We start from the raw sequence: 14,380 nt of genomic DNA, 5'->3' as shown, positions 1-14,380 counted from the left end.
CACATCGCGGTGAGATGCTTAGGAGCAAAAAATGAATTTCGACTTTTCTGAAGACCAAAAAAACATCCAAGAACAAGCGCGCTCAATGCTAGCCAAAGAATGCAGCAGCGCAAGAGTTCGGGATGTTATCGACGGTGAACACTACTTTGACGCCGAGCTTTGGCAGCAAGTCGTTGCACTGGGCTGGCCCGCCATCACCATCACCGAAGAACACGGTGGCTTAGGACTAAGCTATTTAGAGCTCTGCGTTATCGCCACCGAACTGGGCCGCTCACTGGCACCCATTCCGTTTATTGCATCGGTATACCTAGGCACCGAATTAATTAAAACCGCAGCCTCACCGGCGCAGCAACAGGAATGGCTGCCAGCACTAGCTAGCGGCGACATCATTAGCACCGTCGCCATCAGCGAGGGGAATACTAACCACGTCGATTGCCGCGTGGTTAATAATCAACTCAGTGGCCGTAAATCCGCCGTGCTGCACGGTATGATCGCCAACAAGGCGATTGTGTCCGCCAAAAATGAAAATGGTGACCTTGGACTCTACTTCGCTGATCTTAGCGATAGCAGTGTCGGCCGCGCGTCTCAAGACAGTCTCGACCCCAGCCTACCCCGCGCCGAACTGATTTTTAATAAAACCCCCGTTATTCAATTAGCAGGCGAAACTCCAGCCGCGTCGGCATTGCACACTCTGTTCGACCGCGCTGCAGTCTTACTCGCATTTGAACAGGTCGGCGGCTGCGAAGCAGCCATCGACATGGCCAAGGCTTACACCACTGATCGCTACGCCTTCGGTCGGCAGGTTGCCTCATTTCAAGCCATTAAACATAAACTAGCCGATATGTTTGTCGCCAAAGAACTCGCCAAATCCAATGCCTATTACGGCGCCTGGGCTTTAGCTGCCGACGCACCAGAACTGCCCCTCGCCGCCGCTACCGCCCGCGTCAGCGCCGTTGACGCCTACTATCTCTGCAGCAAAGAAAATATTCAGGCCCACGGCGGCATGGGGTTCACATGGGAATTTGATTGCCATCTTTACTATCGGCGCGCCCAGAATTTATCAACTTTGCTAGGCGGCAACCCCTATTGGAAAAGCTTGCTAGTCGACCGCCTTCTCGCCGCTTAAGCAGCACACCAATTTGCCAAGGACAATGTTATGGACTTTAAAGACTCAGCAGAACAGGCTGTATTTCGCGCCGAAATACGCGACTGGCTAAGCAAGAACGCGACACCAAAGTCAGCAGCCGGCGGCCGCAAAGATCAATCAGAAGCCTATCAAGACGCCAAAGTCTGGTACAAAAAAGTGGCGGACGCGGGCTACGCCTGTCTGAACTGGCCCAAACAGTACGGCGGTGCCGGACTCAGCGATATACATAAAGTCATCTGGTCACAAGAAGTGACGAACTACGCCGAACCCGATGGCTATTTTGTGATTGGTATTGGCAATTGCGGCCCAGCCATCATGCATTTCGCCACCGAGGAGCAGAAACAAGAGCTACTGCCCCCCATGGCCAGCGCAGAAACCGTGTGGTGCCAAATGTTCTCGGAACCTAGTGCCGGTTCAGACGTTGCCGGCCTGCGCACCACCGCAGTTGCCGACGGTGACAAGTGGATTATCAACGGCCAAAAAATTTGGACCTCGGGCGCCCAGCACTCCGACTACGGCGTAATACTGTGCCGCACCGACCCGACTATTTCTAAATACCGTGGTATGACCATGTTTTTTATCGACATGAATCAGCCTGGTGTTGAAGTAAAGCCAATTAAACAAATGGATGGTGGCTCTCATTTTAACGAGGTGTTTTTCAATAACGCGGTCATTCCCGACACCTACCGCTTGGGCGAGGTAGGGGGCGGTTGGGGCGCCGCACTGCTGGTGCTGATGAATGAACGACTGGCGATTGCTGGGGTACAGCCTGACGGTTTTCCGGAGTTTCTAAAGCTCGTCAAAACCCTTCATATTGACGGCGATCCAATCAGCGCCAACCCCGCCGTGCGTGAGCATTTAGCGGAGTGGTATTACAAACATGCGGGCATAAAAGCCTCGACTAACCGTATGCTCACGGCAGTTGCCAAAGGGGGTATGCCCGGCGCAGAAGCCGCCTTAGGGAAATTAGTTGGCGCCGTCATGAACCAAGACATCGCCAACTACGCCATTCAGCTGATGGGCGATGCCGGCGTGATTTGCGACCCCGCGTTTGCAGAGCAGCAAGCACACTTTCAAAAAACCGTGTTGTTTTCGCCTGGTATACGACTAGCTGGGGGCACCGACGAAGTCATGCGCAATGTGATAGCAGAGCAGGTTCTCGGTCTTCCCCAAGAGCCACGTGCAGACAAAGGTCTGGCGTTTAATGAGATTCCTAGCGGCAACCAAAGTAGGTAATACCGACCAGCGATAGCCGAATTTGTCCGCGCGGGATGACATCGGCTGTCGCTGTGACACACTAAAATCAAACCCTGTTCACAGTTCCAACACGTAGGTTCACTCAATAGGTGGTTTTCCCTATACTCCAAACACGGCCCTCTCCGTACTTTGATCACTCAGCAAGCACAATCTACCGAGTCATTGGAGCACGAGGGTTTTAACAATGAATGGTTCAGGCAAGCAAGACAGCGTAATATTCCAAGAAATACGTCGCAACCTAAACGCAATAAGCCAGTTTGGCAGCAAACGCGCCGAGTGGTGGTTAAACGTAAACTACGCTGAAGTTATCGATATGCGCGATGCCGTCAGCATGAAATTGAATCCGGCGCGGGTCTCTAATTAAGCCAGTGCCATAAACTATGGCACCTTATGATTAACTGGCAAGCGATAGACACCGTCCTCCTCGATATGGATGGCACGCTACTAGACCTACACTACGACAACTTCTTTTGGACCCAACATCTTCCGCTCCGCTATGCACAAATACATGGCGGTAATCCAGAAACCATTAGCGAACAGCTAATGCAGCAAATTATGGCGGAAAAGGGCTCGCTAAACTGGTATTGCTTAGACTATTGGTCAACTCAACTTAAGGTCGATATTGTTGCACTTAAGCGCGAAGTGACCCACCTAATCGCCCCCCATCCCAGTACCAAAGATTTTCTGAATGCGCTCAACGCCAGTCATTGCGAAACGTGGCTAGTCACCAATGCCCATCAGGGCAGTCTAGATCTCAAGCTCGAACACACCGATCTTGGGCAGCACATTAGCAAAATCATCAGTTCTCACGACTTCGGCAAACCCAAAGAAGATCCAGATTTTTGGCGCCAGCTCCAACAACATTGGCATTTTGATCCCGCGCGCACGCTGTTGGTCGACGATACCGCCACGGTGTTAGATGCGGCGGCCCATTTTGGTATCCAGCATTTACTTACACTACGCCAACCCGATAGCCAACAAGCTGTGCGTGACGCCTTGGACTATCCTGCGGTACTAAGTTTCGCAGAAATTCTACCTATCCCACCTCGAACTCTCTGACGCATAAAATTGATATGGCACAAATACCTCCCACAAGCGGCATCCGTCTCGACAAATGGCTATGGGCCGCACGTTTTTACAAAACCCGCAGCTTAGCGAAACAAGCCATCGAGGGTGGCAAAGTTCAGTACAATGGTGACCGCTGCAAAGTCAGCAAAGAAGTACAAATAGGCGCTGAGTTAAGCCTTAGAGTCGGCTTCGACACCAAAGTCGTCACGATTATCGCGCTGTCTGACCAGCGGCGTGGCGCACCGGAAGCCGCCCTGCTGTACGAAGAAACACCTGAAAGTATCGAGCAAAGAGCACAGCAAGCCGCTGAGCGTAAAGCCCTAGGCTCAGCATTCGCTCACCCAGAGCGGCCCAACAAAAAGCAGCGCCGACAGATTCATCGCTTTCAGCGAATAGTCTCCGACACAGACTAATCGAGGCAGAAACGGTATAATTGCGCGCCACTTCAGTCACGGAATCCCCTACGCTCATGAGCGACACAATCAGCCGCTTTATTTTTGACAAAACCGACGTTCGCGGTGAACACGTCCGCCTAGAAAAAAGCTACCAAGACATCCTCAATATTCACCACTACCCGCCGGGTGTCGCGAATTTGCTAGGCGAGTTTCTGGCCGCCGCCAGCCTGCTTAGCGCAACCATAAAATTTGAAGGGTCCTTGATACTACAAGTTCGTGGCGACGGCGAAGTGCCACTTATTATGGCCGAGGCAAATTCTGAGCGTGAACTGCGTGCCATCGCTCGCGACGCGAATGAAGCCATGAGCCTCGACTTTAAAACCCTGATTGGCAATGGTCAGCTCGCCATGACGATTGACCCCAAACACGGCAAACGCTACCAAGGCATCGTCAGCCTAGATGGCGAAAGCTTGGCACGCTGCTTAGAAACTTATTTTGAACAAAGCGAGCAGCTGTCTACCCGTATTTGGCTTGGTGCCGACGCCAACAGTGCCGCCGGTCTAATGTTACAAGAGCTTCCCAGCAAGACCCCAGACAAAGATCGGTGGCAACACCTCACCACCATTGCCGACACCATCAAAAGCGAAGAACTCCTTTCACTAGATGCGGATGGACTGCTTTACCGGCTATATCACCAAGATGCGGTGCGCTTATTTGAAGCCAAGCCCCTAATTGCACGCTGCCAATGCAATCGCGAACGAGTAGAAAAGGCACTCATGTCGATTGGGCAAAGCGAACTCAACGACATCGTTCTTGAATTGGGTTTAGTAGAAACCAACTGTGAATTCTGCAACCGCTTATACCAATTTAGCCCGTCTGATATCGCCGCGATGTTCGATGAAAGTACCCGTATTACGCGACATTAATTCTGCAAAATTACCCAAACGCAGATTTATGCTAGCAAACGTTAGCGCTACTATGGCTTTTTTGTAATAATGGCGCCCCAAATTACCAGCCACTATGGGGGTTCTCCTTGCTCTCCGACCCCGCTGCTAGACCCAGGCTGCTCTCAGGATTACGTGACAGGAAAACAGAGAATGAGTGCTGAAACGACGATTTACAGAGATTTAACCCCCGCGCAATTGATTGAGCAGGCACTGAGCCGTGGCGAAGGCCAACTGGCAGACACCGGCGCACTGGTAGTCACTACCGGCAAACGCACCGGCCGCTCACCCGGCGACCGCTACATCGTGCAAGAGCCCTCTACTTCAGATTCTATTGACTGGACCAGCGTAAACCGTCCCTTCGACGGCGCAAAATTTGACGCCCTGTGGGATCGCGTACAAGACTACCTCGCAGACCACGACAGCTTTGTTTCCAACCTGCACGTTGGCGCCCACGAAGATCACTACATTCCCGTTGTTGTTAACACCCAGACTGCATGGCAGAGCCTGTTTGGCCGCAATATGTTTGTACGCCCAAGCAAATACAACCCTAAAGGCAAGGAAGAGTGGACTATCCTCAACTGCGCTGGCTTTGTTTGCGAACCTGAGCGCGACGGCACCAACTCTGATGGCTGCGTTATTATCAATTTCGCACAGCGCAAAGTATTGCTAGCCGGTATGCGTTACGCAGGCGAGATGAAAAAAGCGATGTTCTCTGTGCAGAACTTCCTGCTGCCAGAAAAAGACGTTATGCCAATGCACTGCTCGGCGAATGTTGACGAAGAAGGTAAAACCACCTTGTTCTTCGGTCTTTCTGGCACGGGCAAAACCACCCTGTCTGCTGACCCAAGCTGCTATTTGATCGGCGATGACGAACACGGCTGGGCAAAGGGCTCTGTTTTCAATATTGAAGGCGGCTGCTACGCAAAAACCATTAATCTTAGCCAAAAAAATGAACCCATTATTTGGGATGCCATCCGCTTTGGCTCTATTGTAGAAAACGTAGTGATTGGCGAAGACACCCGCCACGCTGACTACGACGATACCAGCCTGACCGAAAATGGCCGCTGCTGCTATCCGCTAGAAAATGTTGATAAGCGCGTTATTGAAAATGCTGCTGGCGAACCGAAAACTGTTATCTTCCTCACTTGCGACGTCTCTGGTGTTATTCCACCAATTTCGATTCTGTCTAAAGAAGCTGCGGCATTCCACTTCCTCAGTGGCTACACCGCACGCGTTGGCTCTACTGAGCTTGGTGCAGAAGCGGGTATTCACCCCACGTTCTCTACCTGCTTCGGCGCACCGTTTATGCCACGCGCAGCTGGCGAATACGCAGAACTGTTAATGAAGCGTATTGACGACTTCGATTCACAAGTCTATCTGATCAACACTGGCTGGACTGGTGGCTCAGGTGCCTCTGGCGGCACTGGCTCACGCTTCCCGATCCCAGTAACCCGCGCAGTGGTTGCCGCTGCACAAAACGGTGTACTGATCGGCGCAGAAACCGAGACGCTAGAAGCACTGAACTTAACCATTCCTAAGTCTATTCCTGGCGTAGACGACAAGTACATCAACCCACGTAAAGCGTGGGGCGATGCTGACGCTTACGACACCGAAGCCAGTAAACTTGCTAAGCTGTTCCAAGAAAACATTAAGAAGTTTGATGTTTCTGACGCCATTATCGCAGCCGGCCCTAAAGCCTAAGCAAACCGATAGTGCTGAAGAGGGCAGCGTGGCTGCCCTTTTTTTCGTCTGAACAAAATACACTGCCCTTGCACTATACTGTCTGCAATTACTGTTTCAGCCCTTTGGCAAATTCCAAACTTAGGTAGCTCATGTCCATCACTAACACGCCTGAAGAGATCCAATACTTTCGTGATCAATACCAGCAGGCATTCAATAACGGCATGCTTCAACGCCTAGTCTTGTCAAAATATCAGGGCGATGACAGCGAGCTAAAGCGCATAACCGTGCGCCCCGTGCTCATTAAAAACAACTTGCTACTGTCTTTTCTCTACGAATATCAAACCAATCACATCACCAAAAATCTCAGTCTCGACGAGTCTCTCGTACTGTTATCACAATGGCTGGGAGCGGACTTTAAAAACGCTCACCTCGTCAGCCAATCGGCAGAAATTCAGCTGCGCTTTAGCAAGAAAGGTAAGGCGCTGCTCAGTGAGCATCGCTCTGAAACCACTAAGGCGAAGCCCGAAGCCAATGCGCATTTGTCACACAACCGTGAGAAAAACCGCTTCGTTAAGCAAGACCGTCCCTATTTAACGGCGCTAGGTGTCACCGACGCCCAAGGCCAAATCGTTCCGGCCATGTCCCGCAAATGGAAACAGATCAATAAGTTTATAGAGGTACTATCAGGCGCGATCGAAAACACCGGTCTCACAAAGCAAGCAGAAGTTCATATTGCCGACTTCGGTTCTGGCAAAGCCTATCTAACCTTTGCAGTCCACGACTATCTTAACGACAGCCTAGCCATTAAACCGCAAGTCACTGGTGTAGAACTGCGGCAGAACTTGGTCGATTTATGCAATCAAACCGCCGCCAAGCTAAACCTCGACGGCATTAAATTTGAGCAAGGGGATGTTCAGCATTTCGCGGCACAAAATATCAATATCATGATTGCACTACACGCCTGCGACACCGCCACCGACTACGCAATTAATATGGGGATTCGCAGCAAAGCCAACATCATTATGTGCTCGCCATGCTGCCACAAACAGATTCGCCCCCAGCTGAAAAGCCCGTCAATACTCGCACCGCTATTACAACATGGCATTCATCTAGGGCAAGAAGCAGAAATGGTCACCGACGGCTTGCGCGCCTTGCTACTTGAAGCGAACGGTTACGACACTCAGGTTTTTGAGTTTATATCGCTGGAACATACCAATAAAAACAAAATGATTTTGGCTCAAAAGCGCTCACAGCCCCGTGATAACGGCGAAGTCTTAGCGCAAATCGCCCATCTAAAACGCTTTTATGGCATTAAAGAGCATTGCCTAGAGCAGCTGCTACAAGAAAAATAGATAGTAGGGTCTGCTGACACTAGGCAATTGCGGGAGTTCGGCCGTAAACGCGACCTCTTAAACCACTTAAATCAAAGGGACGCCAGTGCCCTTCTCGCTGAGCCAAACGTTCCGCAACCGCGTACATCACAGCCAAATTGTGGGTTAGACCAACGTGACTGCCCGGCACCCGCAGATTTTCGGTATGAGCCGCCAAATCTTTATCAACACACAGATTCCAATCGACAATACCGTCGCCCTCACTATAGATCGCCGTGGAAGGAACCTTAGGGGTATCGCGCCAGCAATCGCCCCATTCCAACATCGGATCGGTCATCGCACCGGGATTTAGCATTTCATACAATTTCAATACTGGGCCGGTTACGCCACTCATATCTGGAATATGAATTGGCGAGCCTAAGGTAATAACTTGACGAATATGATCTGGATTTTTATTTGCAGCAGTTCGCGCATAAACCCCACCTAAACTCCAACCCACCACGCTTACTTTCTTACCGTAGCGTGCAGCTAAATCCTTAATATGGCGTTCAAAGTTGAGATACACCTGCTCGCGCAAGCCCGTATTCCGGCCCTGCTCCCAACCGTAGGCAGCAAAACCAGAACGCCGTAAAAATGTACGCAGCGCGGCGGTACCACCGTCGCCGGTCATAAATGAAGGCGCGACAACGACGGGGTGCCCGTCACCACACTTAATGCTGTCTAGGCGCGACCGAAACGATGCCAAAGCCAACATCTCAAAAATAACCCGCAATTCTTTGGCGGTATTGAAAATACTCGGCGCGCTGACGCTAGCAACACGCTCAAGATTGTTCTTATTATTCATTTTGTCCCCTCAAACGATCGAAGCGGCGACCCGCTTAATACAGCTGGGGCAAACCTCAAACAGCAAGGCCCACATAAAGTAACAACTATATAACCGCAATATTGGCAGCGGTGCAATCTGGATTTATCGAGTAATTACAGTAGCGAAGATTAAATAATGAAGAAAATAAGGGGAATCACGGAGCTAAATTCGTTTTTAGTATGCGGTTTCTAATTTTTATCCGTAACCTTGGTTTCAATCAGCGAGTTTATGCAGTCCTAGCTGAGCTGGATTTTTCATAAACCCCTAATTTTTAGATGAGGACATCAGAATGACTGAAGCAAGCAAAATCGAAAAAGCCAACGCGCTAGCAAAAGAAGTATTTCTAGCAAACCTTGGTCTGGCCGGTAAAGTGTTTGAACAAAGCCAGGATCTGCTGAAGCAAACTGAAGCCAAGCTTAAAGAAACTGAAAGCAAATGCAAAGACGCTTACAGCAAGCGCAACGAATTTTTCGACAGCTTGGTAGCTCGCGGCGAGAAAGTACAAAGCGACACGCTTTCTAAATTTGAAGAAAGCAAAATCCAATTAACTAGCAAAATTGAAGACGGCAAGTCACAAGTCGTTAGCAAGTTTAAAGACTCTAAATCACAGGCCATTGCTAAATTTGAAGAACTGAAAAGTGAAAGCAATGCGGCTGTTGAAGGTCAAATGAAAACCCTGCGCGAAGGCTTTGAGAAAGTAAAAAGCAAAGTTTCTCGCAGTGCCGATGACGCTGTTGAAGCCGTAGCTGAAGCCACCGCATCGTAAGCATTCGATGCCTGTCTTAAGGCATCAAATCCTAGGTCTGTATCTCACCTATGCTTTTGCACGATGCGCCAATTGGCCATCGTGCTTTTTTCATACTCGAGCGCAGAACAAGTTTCAGATTGGTAGTTAACAACGATTATTTACCATTCTATTCAGTGACCCATTTGCAATGGAGAAAACCATGAGCAAAGACAGTAAAAAAAGCCTGCAAGACCTTAAAGAAGTAACCAATCAGGCTAGTGAACTGGCAAAAAGCATTTGGCTTGCCGGTCTTGGCGCTTACGGCCGTGCTTACGACGAAGCTCACGACCGTTATGAGAAAGCCAGCAAAGAAACCCCACGTTTATTCACCGATTTGGTAGACAAAGGCAGCCGCCTTGAAAGCCAAGCTCGCGAAAAGCTCGGCGAAGTTACTAGCATCGGTAAAACTATATCGATTGAAGAACGCATCAGTAAAATGCGTGCTAGCCTTGGCTTTGGTCATACTGCCAGCGCAGATGACATGCAACGTTTAGAAAAGAAGCTCGACGCCTTAAGCAAGAAAGTTGATGCTTTAACCAAGGCAAGTAAGCCTGCTGTTGCTGCTAAAGCCCCTGCCGCCGCGCCCAAAGCGAAAGCCGTTCGCAAAGCGCCTGTGAAAAAAGCTGCTGCTAAAGCTGAGTAAAGCTGGCGCAGTCTTGGCTGCCCAGACGCACAATAGCCCTTCATCTATACGCTAGCTGAGGGGCTATTTTCGTTCTGCGGTTACATATCTGTTTTAAAATCCAAGCATTGGCAGCTCAAACCTAGACAGCATCTTCGCTTCATGGCACCTTGTGACCTCGTTCACGAGAGTTCTGCTGTACGGATGAAGACCCGCGACAAAATACTATTAACCAGCCTAAGCTTATTCAACGCAGAAGGTGAACCCAATGTTACGACCGTCGACATTGCCAATGAGCTAAACATCAGCCCCGGAAATCTGTATTACCATTTCCACGGCAAAGAAGAAATTATTCAAGAGTTGTTTGCCGCCTTCGAAGTAGAGCTCAACGATATTTTAAACGCGCCGATAGAAAAAACCCTCGGCGCCAAAGACGCATGGTTTTATTTATATATTGTGTTTGAACACATATTTAATCACCGCTACTTATATCGTAATCTCAACGACATACTGCAACGCTATCCACACATCAGTAAGCGGTTTTCAAAATTACTAGAATTAAAAGTGCAGGCGGTTCGTGCTGTCGCACAAGAATTACGCGCTCAGAGTTTTATAGACCTAGACGATGCCCTACTTGAACGCCTGTGTGACAACGTCGCCATGTCGCTCACTTTCTGGCTCAACTACAACCAGCTTCGCGAACGCAATACCAGCAATGAGATTATGATTCACCAAGGTGTTTTTCAGGTGATGTCACTGGTCTCACAACACTTACGCCCAGAGTACCGCTACTTCTATGACGAGTGTTGTGCGCTGTTCGAGGCCTTGGCCATTTCAGATTAGACCGAAATGTGCGCTGTCAAGGCTCGCACCTGCTCCATAGTTTTTGCATAATGTCCGGCTTCTTAAACCGGACAATAACGACCTATGAATTCCATCCCCAGCCGTATCGCCCAAGAACTAGGCGTCAAAGAAGCCCAAGTTAGCGCCGCTGTCGCACTGCTCGACGAGGGCGCAACCGTTCCATTCATCTCCCGCTACCGCAAAGAAGTCACCGGCGGCTTAGATGACACCCAAATGCGGGAACTGGAATCGCGGCTGGGCTACCTGCGGGAGCTGGATGATCGTCGGCAAAGCATACTTAACAGCATTCGCGAGCAAGAAAAACTCACTCCCGAATTAGAGCGCGACATCCTTGCCGCCGACACCAAAAACCGGCTCGAAGACCTTTACCTTCCCTATAAGCAAAAGCGTCGCACCAAGGGCCAAATCGCGATAGAGGCCGGTCTGCTGCCGCTGGCAGACACTTTATTCGACGACCCAAACCAAGACCCAGCAATCCTTGCTCTTGAATACATTAATGCAGAACTAGGCGTAGCCGATGTAAAAGCCGCGCTAGACGGTGCCAAGTACATTCTTATGGAGCGCCTCAGCGAAAACGCTGACCTGCTTGCCCAACTGCGTAACTTCCTGTGGAATGAAGGTCTGCTGTGCAGTACCGTTATGACCGGCAAAGAAGTAGAAGGCGAAAAATTCCGCGATTATTTCGCCCACAGCGAAGCCCTAAAAACCACACCTTCGCATCGCGCGCTGGCCATGTTCCGCGGCCGCAATGAAAGTATTCTCAGCTTGGCGATTAAATTTAGCGAAGACGAAGGCAGCGTCCACCCCTGCGAAATCATGGTGGCCAAGCACTGGAACGTCGTGGATGAAGGCCGCCCTGCCGACACATGGCTTAAAGAAGTCATTCGCTGGACTTGGCGCATCAAGTTATACACCCACTTAGAAACCGACTTGTTGGGTCAATTACGCGAACTTGCCGACACCGCCGCGATTGATGTGTTTGCCCAAAATCTCAAGGATCTACTCTTAGCCGCCCCCGCCGGTCAGCGCGCCACCATCGGACTCGACCCCGGCATGCGTACCGGTGTGAAAGTGGCCGCCATCGACGCCACCGGCAAAGTACTCGATCACTGCGCTATTTACCCAACCCCGCCGCAAAACAAGATCGCTGAGTCCGCCGCAATCTTGCTGGCAATGATCAAAAAGCACAACGTCGAGCTAATCGCGATTGGTAATGGCACCGCCAGCCGTGAAACCGAGCGTTTTGTAAAAGACCTGTTATCGGCTCGTCCCGAACTCGGTTGTACTAGCGTCATGGTTAACGAATCTGGTGCCTCGATTTACTCGGCCTCTGAATACGCCGCACGGGAATTTCCGAATCTGGACGTGACCATTCGCGGCGCTATATCCATAGCCCGCCGCCTGCAAGACCCACTAGCAGAACTGGTTAAAATCGACCCCAAATCCATCGGCGTTGGTCAGTATCAGCACGATGTATCGCAAACTGCCTTATCTCGCACCCTCGAAACTGTAGTTGAAGACTGTGTAAACGCCGTAGGCGTAGACGTAAACACCGCGTCACCGGCCCTGCTAGCGCGGGTTTCTGGCCTAAACCAAAGCATTTCGGCGAATATTGTGGAATACCGTGACCAGCACGGTGCCTTTAAAAATCGCGCGCAATTAATGGAAGTCAGCCGCTTTGGTGCCAAAACCTTCGAGCAAGCAGCGGGCTTCTTACGAGTGATGGGCGGCGACAACCCGCTTGATGGCTCCGCCGTGCATCCAGAATCCTATAGCGTGGTAGAAAAAATCGTTAACCGCTGTGGCCGTGCAGTCAACGACGTTATCGGTGACAGCAGCTTCCTCAAGTCCATCAAGCCTAGCGAATACGCCGACGAGCGCTTTGGGATTCCCACCATCACTGACATCGTTGCCGAGCTCGACAAACCAGGTCGCGACCCGCGCCCCGATTTTAAAACCGCGACCTTCAAAGACGGTATCGAGAAGATCTCAGACCTTGAACCCGACATGATTTTGGAAGGTGTGGTCACCAACGTCACCAACTTCGGTGCGTTTGTGGATATCGGCGTTCACCAAGACGGCTTGGTGCACATCTCGGCACTGGCAAACCAGTTCGTTAAAGACCCGCGTACTGTCGTCAAAGCCGGCGACATCGTCAAAGTGAAAGTGATGGAAGTGGATGCCCAGCGCAAGCGCATTGCACTGTCTATGCGCCTAGAAGACAAGGCCAGCGAGCAGGAATCGAGCAATAACGGCGGTGATCGGCGCGGTAGCCGCAGAGCGCCCGCTGTGCCCAAGCAAGCACCGCAGAAAGATACCAACTCGACTATGGCGGCACTATTTGCCCAAGCTAAGCAAAACGGCAAAGGTCGCCTGTAAAGCAAACACGGCGGCGATACCGAGATAGTATCGCCGCCGCATCATATAAATTTAAGCTTAATATATTAGGCTTGATCATAATGCCCGCCCTCGTTTAAGCACTGTCGTTATAATTCGCGCGGCATTACCGCCGCCGTACATTCCTTATCTTGATGAGGCTCACTAGCGAGGATTTCCTCGCGACTTTGCTGATACGGCGACTTATCTTCTGCCAAACTCACCGCCTTGCTAATCGCAACCAAGGCTTCGGCGCGGCAGTTTTCTTCTAGCAGCGCAAAGGCATAATTATTCCACAGCGCGGGATCATCAGGATTTGTCAGCAGTATTTGGCTAAACAGATTTACCGCACGACGGGTATTGCCCTGCGTTAAAGCCGCATTCGCCAATGCAGTTAACACCGGCTTTGAGTTCGGCCATTTTTCAGCGGCCAAGGCGTAGAACGACATCGCAAGATCAAGATCACCTACTTGTTCAAATTCATTCGCTGTTGCAATGTATTGCGCGGGTTTAGCCGTCTCGGGTAGACGACTACTGTCAGTTAATACCCGTGCCCAGTGATTGGTTCGCGCCCAAGTCGCCATAAATGTTTTAAAGGACAGACGGTAATTTTCATGGCTGCCAGAATGCAAAATGAGCTCTTCTTCACCCAGCTCGTAGCCAACAACCACGGCGTAGTGCCATTGGGGCCACCAAGAAAAGCCAAGGTTTTGAAACACCAACACCGGATTGCCAGCATTGACCTCGCTAAGTATCGCAGACAAATTTTTAGAAAGCGGGTAAGACAACAAACCAAGCTGACGCCCCGCTGCCTGCATCTCAATCGCTAAAGAGCCCTTTTTTCCGGGAATAAAGAGCTGTTTAGCTAAAGACTGCTGTTCAACCGTCAAGCCCCAAAACTGAGCTATTTCAGCGAGTGCTGCTGGGCCACAATAATATTCTTGCTGTGCAACAAAAGGGACGTCTAATTGCCGCTGTGGGGGCAATGAATAAACTGCATCATTTAAGGGAATAGATGCACATGCCTGTAGAAACAGG

General features: G+C 50.5%; 14 protein-coding genes. 12 read left to right on the top strand and 2 right to left on the bottom strand.

All coding sequences use genetic code 11. From position 1 onward, the window contains the following. Positions 1–31: 31 nt before the first annotated feature. The 8 genes from GVJ32_RS03880 to GVJ32_RS03845 all read left to right on the top strand — a co-directional run bounded on the left by GVJ32_RS03880 (position 32) and on the right by GVJ32_RS03845 (position 7,849). Entirely contained in the window at positions 32–1,126 is a 1,095-nt protein-coding gene (locus tag GVJ32_RS03880; RefSeq protein ID WP_159238751.1) for an acyl-CoA dehydrogenase family protein, read from the top strand. Positions 1,127–1,156: 30 nt separating this feature from the next. After that, positions 1,157–2,383, top strand: coding sequence for an acyl-CoA dehydrogenase family protein (locus GVJ32_RS03875; RefSeq protein WP_159238750.1), 1,227 nt, complete (start codon positions 1,157–1,159; stop codon positions 2,381–2,383). A 205-nt stretch (positions 2,384–2,588) separates the two neighbouring features. Next, on the top strand, positions 2,589–2,768 hold the full coding sequence (locus GVJ32_RS03870; RefSeq protein ID WP_103685121.1) for a hypothetical protein: 180 nt from the start codon (positions 2,589–2,591) through the stop codon (positions 2,766–2,768). Positions 2,769–2,794: 26 nt separating this feature from the next. Next, on the top strand, positions 2,795–3,463 hold the full coding sequence (yrfG, locus tag GVJ32_RS03865) for a GMP/IMP nucleotidase (RefSeq protein ID WP_159238749.1): 669 nt from the start codon (positions 2,795–2,797) through the stop codon (positions 3,461–3,463). 14 nt (positions 3,464–3,477) lie between these two features. Then, positions 3,478–3,885: an RNA-binding S4 domain-containing protein gene (locus GVJ32_RS03860; RefSeq protein ID WP_159238748.1), complete on the top strand. Its 408-nt coding sequence runs from the start codon at positions 3,478–3,480 to the stop codon at positions 3,883–3,885. A 56-nt stretch (positions 3,886–3,941) separates the two neighbouring features. Beyond that, positions 3,942–4,793 carry an Hsp33 family molecular chaperone HslO gene (hslO, locus tag GVJ32_RS03855; protein ID WP_159238747.1) on the top strand — a complete coding sequence of 284 codons (852 nt, stop codon included), beginning with the start codon at positions 3,942–3,944 and terminating at the stop codon, positions 4,791–4,793. Between the two features lie 69 nt (positions 4,794–4,862). Further along, positions 4,863–6,515: a phosphoenolpyruvate carboxykinase gene (locus tag GVJ32_RS03850; protein ID WP_286187524.1), complete on the top strand. Its 1,653-nt coding sequence runs from the start codon at positions 4,863–4,865 to the stop codon at positions 6,513–6,515. Between the two features lie 131 nt (positions 6,516–6,646). Beyond that, complete coding sequence (locus tag GVJ32_RS03845; protein WP_159238745.1) at positions 6,647–7,849, top strand: class I SAM-dependent methyltransferase; 1,203 nt, start codon at positions 6,647–6,649, stop codon at positions 7,847–7,849. Between the two features lie 19 nt (positions 7,850–7,868). Here the strand turns inward: GVJ32_RS03845 and GVJ32_RS03840 are convergent, their stop codons facing one another. After that, positions 7,869–8,672 carry an alpha/beta hydrolase gene (locus GVJ32_RS03840; protein WP_159238744.1) on the bottom strand — a complete coding sequence of 268 codons (804 nt, stop codon included), beginning with the start codon at positions 8,670–8,672 and terminating at the stop codon, positions 7,869–7,871. A 310-nt stretch (positions 8,673–8,982) separates the two neighbouring features. On the opposite strand from GVJ32_RS03840, the gene GVJ32_RS03835 reads away from it, so the two are divergent. From GVJ32_RS03835 to GVJ32_RS03820, 4 genes are all read left to right on the top strand, one after another. Beyond that, the gene (locus tag GVJ32_RS03835; RefSeq protein ID WP_159238743.1) at positions 8,983–9,459 is read left to right on the top strand and encodes a hypothetical protein; all 477 of its coding nucleotides are present in this window, start codon (positions 8,983–8,985) and stop codon (positions 9,457–9,459) included. 181 nt (positions 9,460–9,640) lie between these two features. Then, positions 9,641–10,123, top strand: a complete 483-nt coding sequence (locus GVJ32_RS03830; RefSeq protein ID WP_159238742.1) for a phasin family protein — start codon at positions 9,641–9,643, stop codon at positions 10,121–10,123. A 141-nt stretch (positions 10,124–10,264) separates the two neighbouring features. Further along, a complete protein-coding gene (locus tag GVJ32_RS03825) occupies positions 10,265–10,945 on the top strand; it encodes a TetR/AcrR family transcriptional regulator (protein ID WP_159238741.1) in 681 nt (226 codons plus the stop codon). A gap of 84 nt (positions 10,946–11,029) precedes the next feature. Beyond that, positions 11,030–13,345, top strand: coding sequence for a Tex family protein (locus GVJ32_RS03820; RefSeq protein WP_159238740.1), 2,316 nt, complete (start codon positions 11,030–11,032; stop codon positions 13,343–13,345). Between the two features lie 107 nt (positions 13,346–13,452). Here GVJ32_RS03820 and GVJ32_RS03815 read toward each other — a convergent pair whose 3' ends face one another. Then, entirely contained in the window at positions 13,453–14,328 is an 876-nt protein-coding gene (locus GVJ32_RS03815; protein WP_159238739.1) for a PA2778 family cysteine peptidase, read from the bottom strand. Between the last annotated feature and the right edge of the window lie 52 nt (positions 14,329–14,380).

The organism is Zhongshania aliphaticivorans (genome assembly GCF_902705855.1).
Lineage (GTDB): Bacteria > Pseudomonadota > Gammaproteobacteria > Pseudomonadales > Spongiibacteraceae > Spongiibacter > Spongiibacter aliphaticivorans_B.
This window is presented reverse-complemented; position numbering and strand designations above follow the sequence as displayed.

Excerpts from the sequence above, each read along its gene's own strand:
- yrfG (WP_159238749.1), top strand. The coding sequence starts at position 2,795 with ATGATTAACTGGCAAGCGATAGACACCGTCCTCCTCGATATGGATGGC.
- GVJ32_RS03875 (WP_159238750.1), top strand. The coding sequence starts at position 1,157 with ATGGACTTTAAAGACTCAGCAGAACAGGCTGTATTTCGCGCCGAAATA.
- GVJ32_RS03880 (WP_159238751.1), top strand. The coding sequence starts at position 32 with ATGAATTTCGACTTTTCTGAAGACCAAAAAAACATCCAAGAACAAGCG.
- GVJ32_RS03870 (WP_103685121.1), top strand. The coding sequence starts at position 2,589 with ATGAATGGTTCAGGCAAGCAAGACAGCGTAATATTCCAAGAAATACGT.
- GVJ32_RS03835 (WP_159238743.1), top strand. The coding sequence starts at position 8,983 with ATGACTGAAGCAAGCAAAATCGAAAAAGCCAACGCGCTAGCAAAAGAA.
- hslO (WP_159238747.1), top strand. The coding sequence starts at position 3,942 with ATGAGCGACACAATCAGCCGCTTTATTTTTGACAAAACCGACGTTCGC.
- GVJ32_RS03840 (WP_159238744.1), bottom strand. The coding sequence starts at position 8,672 with ATGAATAATAAGAACAATCTTGAGCGTGTTGCTAGCGTCAGCGCGCCG.
- GVJ32_RS03850 (WP_286187524.1), top strand. The coding sequence starts at position 4,863 with ATGGCGCCCCAAATTACCAGCCACTATGGGGGTTCTCCTTGCTCTCCG.
- GVJ32_RS03820 (WP_159238740.1), top strand. The coding sequence starts at position 11,030 with ATGAATTCCATCCCCAGCCGTATCGCCCAAGAACTAGGCGTCAAAGAA.
- GVJ32_RS03860 (WP_159238748.1), top strand. The coding sequence starts at position 3,478 with ATGGCACAAATACCTCCCACAAGCGGCATCCGTCTCGACAAATGGCTA.
- GVJ32_RS03830 (WP_159238742.1), top strand. The coding sequence starts at position 9,641 with ATGAGCAAAGACAGTAAAAAAAGCCTGCAAGACCTTAAAGAAGTAACC.
- GVJ32_RS03825 (WP_159238741.1), top strand. The coding sequence starts at position 10,265 with ATGGCACCTTGTGACCTCGTTCACGAGAGTTCTGCTGTACGGATGAAG.
- GVJ32_RS03845 (WP_159238745.1), top strand. The coding sequence starts at position 6,647 with ATGTCCATCACTAACACGCCTGAAGAGATCCAATACTTTCGTGATCAA.